The following is a 4,378-nucleotide window of genomic DNA, read 5'->3' as shown; positions in this document are numbered from 1 at the left end:
TACGCTATTACTGCCTTCTGTCGGTGGAATATCTTCACCTTCTTCAACGATGAAACCAAATTGCGGTCTTGCATATTGTAATTCTTCTGTAATGATTTTTTCTGCCTTTAGATCGGCTTTTGAAACGAAATCCGATGGGCCTTTACGCGAAACTTGAAGATTTTCCACTTCGCCGAAATCACGAGCCAGACGGCTTCCAGCCTTGCGCGCGGCTTTTTCCATTACATTAATGAGGGCAGATTGAAGTGCCATTTTAATTGTCCTTATTTAACACGTTCGTTATAGGTGCCGTCTTCAGTATTCACTTTAATCATATCGTCTTGATTGACGAAGGTGGGTACCATAACGCGCATGCCGTTATCCATTAGAGCAGGTTTATTTGATGATTTTTGTGTTTGACCTTTAACGACAGGTTCCGTTTCCATAACCTTTAAATCAACAGTAGCAGGAAGTGCAACGCCAAGAGGGGTTGTTTCATAAAATTCAACAACGACTTCCATTCCATCTTGCAGGAAACCCGCTTTTTCGCCAAGGAATTCAGCAGAAATTTCAATCTGTTCATAGGATTCAGCATCCATGAAAGTATACATACCATCGGCTTCAAATAAGAAAGTTTGATTTTTTTGCTCGAGACGCACTTTTTCAACTTTTTCAGAAGACCGGAACCGTTCATTAAGTTTGCGACCATCCATAAGGTTTTTAAGTTCAACCTGGAGGTAGGCACCACCTTTACCTGGTTGAGTGTGCGCAATTTTAACAGCAACCCAAATGCTGTCTTGATGTTCGATTACATAACCGGGGCGAATAGTATTGCCAGGTATCTTCATGGTTTCACCTATTTAAAAGAGCATTGTTCAATTGGGCGGAAATTAACACCAAGTGCATTTATATGCAATGTTAATATGATTTTTATGGGGGTTAATATGATCTTTGTGGATCAACCTGATTTTTAAGGGTCGATCCGCTTAAAATTCTATTATAATTATCCAGTATCTGACGAGCTACCTTTGCTTTGTCGGTGGGACTTGAAATATGTGGTGTGATATGGATTTTCGGATGTTTCCAAAAGGGGTGATCTTGAGGTAAAGGTTCCTTTGAAAAAACATCAAGAAGTGCCCCTGATAATTGATTATTATAAAGTGCATCCATTAAATCATTGTCGTTTAAATGATCACCGCGACCGACATTTATCAGAAAGCTACCTTTTATCATCTTACTAAAAAGATCTGCATTTAATATATATTTTGTACCCGGGGTTAATGGTAATAAGCAAACTACGAAATCTGCGTCCTCAACGGACAAATAAAGTTGATCATTACCGAAATAGCTTTTGACCCCATCAATGTTTTTTTCGGATCTGCTCCAGCCGGATACTTTATATCCATTTTTATTTAGTAGCTTTGCAGTTGTACTACCCAGTTCACCAAGGCCAAGAATAGTCACATTTTTACCAGTAAGAAAATCTTTGCCACGCCATTGACTGGCGGCTTGTTGTTCGCGGTAATAAGTTAAATGTAAGCGGTGATTTAAAATAGCGGCTAACACAAATTCTGCCATTTGATCGGATAAGGTATCATCGACAAATCTTGTAATTGGCACATCGGCGGGAAGGGCGGGATCACTGAGTATATTTTCCACACCGGCGCCATATGATGCGATAAGCTTTAAATTGGGAAATTCGTTTAAAACCCCTTCGTCATGTTTCCAAACGATTACACATTCAATATCATCTTTATTGCCGCAATTGGGCCAAATACACACCTCAGGGCAATCATTATGAGATTTGAGATGGGTTTCAAGTAAAGTTGGGTCAACTTGGTTAAGTAGAATAAGAATTGCCATAGATAAAACCTTTAAATGTTTAAAAGTTTATATCATAATTCCGTCCAATAGGTAGGGTTTAAACGTATAAAAATATATTTTGAAATTCATAACGTATTAGTTTATTGTTTTTAAATATATAGGGAATGATGCGTGCATAATAACGGTATAAAGAGCATAAAAGTAATAAAATAATACCTATGATGTATTTTGTGTGCTTTTCTTTATCTTTGGATTTGTAACTTGGCTCAATGGGTCGCTTATTCCTTTCTTAAAAATAGTTTGTAATCTTAATGATTTTGAAGCTCTTTATGTAACTTTTACTTTTTATATTGCTTATACATTGATGGCGTTTCCCATGGCGAGTGTGCTCAAATATACGGGCTATAGAAATGGCATGATCGTTGGGCTTCTGATCATGGTTATTGGTGCGCTTTTATTTGTTCCTGCGGCATATTCAATTAATTATGTTTACTTTTTAGGGGCGCTTTTTGTGTTGGGGACGGGTTTGACGATCTTACAAACGGCATCAAACCCTTTCGTTATTTATTTGGGGCCGAAAGAAAGTGCCGCAAAGCGGATCGCCATTATGGGCCTTATTAATAAGGTGGCTGGCGTTGCCGTTCCGATTGTTTTTTCAGCGCTCGTTTTATCAGATGTTAACAATGCGTCTGAATTTGCGATCATTGTTATTTCAGAAGAGGAAATTCAAGAGCTTTCTGAACGGCTCATTATGCCATATATCGGCATGGCAGCGGTTTTTCTATTATTGATTGGGCTTGTCTATTTTTCAAAGCTTCCCAAAATAAGTGATCAGCTTGAACAATCGAACGGCGAAGATGACAAAGAAAGTATTTTCCAGTTTCCACAAGTTGTATTGGGGTCGATGGCGATTTTCTCTTATCTTGGAGTTGAGGTTATTTCATGTGATACGATAAACCTTTACGGTTCAACATTATATATGGAGAATTTCTCAATTTTAACGGCCTATGCCATGTCATTTATGGTGGTTGGCTATATCATTGGTGTATCAGCCATCCCTCGGTTCATTAGCCAAAGCGGGGCTTTAATGATATCAGCGATCGTTGGTCTTTTATGTATATTTGGTATAATATTTAGTTCGATAGATGAAACGTATATTTCTGAAATTATATGGTCATGGGCTGGTCTTGCGATCATTCCAAATTCAGTTTTCTTTGTTGCGATGGTGGGGTTAGCGAATGCAATAGTTTGGCCATCAATTTGGCCGCTTGCGCTTGATGGGCTTGGAAAATTTACCGCTAAAGGTTCATCGCTGCTTATTATGGGGCTAGCGGGTGGTGCATTAATCCCGCTAAGCTTTGGTCGCATTACCTTAGTGACCGGTGATATGCAGTTTGCCTATGCAATTTGTTTCCCTTGTTATGCGTTTATTTTATTTTATGCTATTAAGGGACATAAAATAAAAAAATGGAAGTAAAGAAGGGGCGTTAATTCAAATGAGTAGGCCACCAGGTAACTCTATTTCAAACTTCTTAGAAAAAGAATCCGCTGGCGGGATTTTACTTGTGATAGCGGCCGTTTTTGCAATTATTCTCAGTAACTCACCATTCGGTTTTTTATATGCGTCGCTTCTTGACACGCCTGTTGTTGTACAAGTTGGTGCGCTTGAAATCGATAAACCGCTGCTGCTATGGGTCAATGATGGGTTAATGGCCTTATTCTTTTTTCTTGTCGGATTAGAATTAAAACGTGAATTTATGGAAGGTGAGCTTTCTGATAAAAAAAGTATTATTTTGCCAGGGTTAGGTGCTTTAGGCGGAATGGTTGTTCCTGCCGGCGTATATTTATATTTTAATATGAATAATTCTGACACAGTGTCTGGTTGGGCTATTCCGGCTGCAACAGATATTGCATTTGCGCTGGGTGTTCTTTCGCTACTCGGTTCACGTGTGCCCATTAGTTTAAAAGTATTTCTAACGTCGCTTGCCATATTTGATGATATAGGGGCGATCGTCATTATTGCACTTTTTTATACAAGCGATATTTCAATTACGGCGCTTATCGTTTCGGCAATTTGTATTGAGGCACTCGCATACCTAAATAAAAAAGGCGTAATGGAAAAAAGTACTTATATTGTTTTTGGTGTTGTCATGTGGGTGTCACTGCTTAAATCAGGTGTTCATGCGACATTGGCGGGTGTAATTCTTGCGATGTTTATTCCTATTAAATGTGAAAGAGATCCGAGTGTATCTCCGCTTAAGACATTGGAAGATGATTTACATTCGGTAGTCGCTTTTGTCATATTACCATTTTTTGCATTTTGTAATTCCGGCATTAATTTAAGCGGTATTGGGTTTGATGATCTTACGCATTCGATGCCGCTGGGTATTATGCTGGGATTATTTATAGGAAAGCAAGTCGGTGTGTTTGGCTTTTGTTGGATAGGCGTTAAGGCGGGTCTTACTGAGCTTCCAAAAGAAATGGGGATGCTAACACTTTACGGTATGGCTGCGCTTTGCGGTATCGGATATACAATGAGCCTTTTTATCGGCTCGCTTGCATTCATGAATAGCAA

5 protein-coding genes are annotated in these 4,378 nt (G+C 38.9%); 2 read left to right on the top strand and 3 right to left on the bottom strand.

The window, feature by feature from the left end; all coding sequences use genetic code 11:
• From ACTF6W_RS08330 to ACTF6W_RS08320, 3 genes are all read right to left on the bottom strand, one after another.
• Positions 1-252: inositol monophosphatase family protein (locus ACTF6W_RS08330; RefSeq protein WP_438994082.1), on the bottom strand; the 252-nt coding region annotated here is incomplete at its 3' end.
• Between the two features lie 11 nt (positions 253-263).
• Entirely contained in the window at positions 264-827 is a 564-nt protein-coding gene (gene efp / locus ACTF6W_RS08325; RefSeq protein WP_438994081.1) for an elongation factor P, read from the bottom strand.
• A gap of 91 nt (positions 828-918) precedes the next feature.
• Positions 919-1,842, bottom strand: a complete 924-nt coding sequence (locus tag ACTF6W_RS08320) for a 2-hydroxyacid dehydrogenase (protein ID WP_438994080.1) — start codon at positions 1,840-1,842, stop codon at positions 919-921.
• 193 nt (positions 1,843-2,035) lie between these two features.
• Between ACTF6W_RS08320 and ACTF6W_RS08315 the strand changes: the two genes are divergently transcribed.
• Positions 2,036-3,280: a sugar MFS transporter gene (locus ACTF6W_RS08315; protein WP_438994079.1), complete on the top strand. Its 1,245-nt coding sequence runs from the start codon at positions 2,036-2,038 to the stop codon at positions 3,278-3,280.
• Positions 3,281-3,299: 19 nt separating this feature from the next.
• The coding region (nhaA, locus tag ACTF6W_RS08310) for a Na+/H+ antiporter NhaA (protein ID WP_438994078.1) at positions 3,300-4,378 on the top strand (1,079 nt) is incomplete at its 3' end.

Source organism: Pseudemcibacter sp. (assembly GCF_965661635.1).
GTDB lineage: Bacteria > Pseudomonadota > Alphaproteobacteria > Sphingomonadales > Emcibacteraceae > Pseudemcibacter.
The sequence above is the reverse complement of the archived record's forward strand: the minus strand, read 5'-3'. Positions and strand labels throughout refer to the sequence as shown.

Excerpts from the sequence above, each read along its gene's own strand:
- efp (WP_438994081.1), bottom strand. The coding sequence starts at position 827 with ATGAAGATACCTGGCAATACTATTCGCCCCGGTTATGTAATCGAACAT.
- ACTF6W_RS08320 (WP_438994080.1), bottom strand. The coding sequence starts at position 1,842 with ATGGCAATTCTTATTCTACTTAACCAAGTTGACCCAACTTTACTTGAA.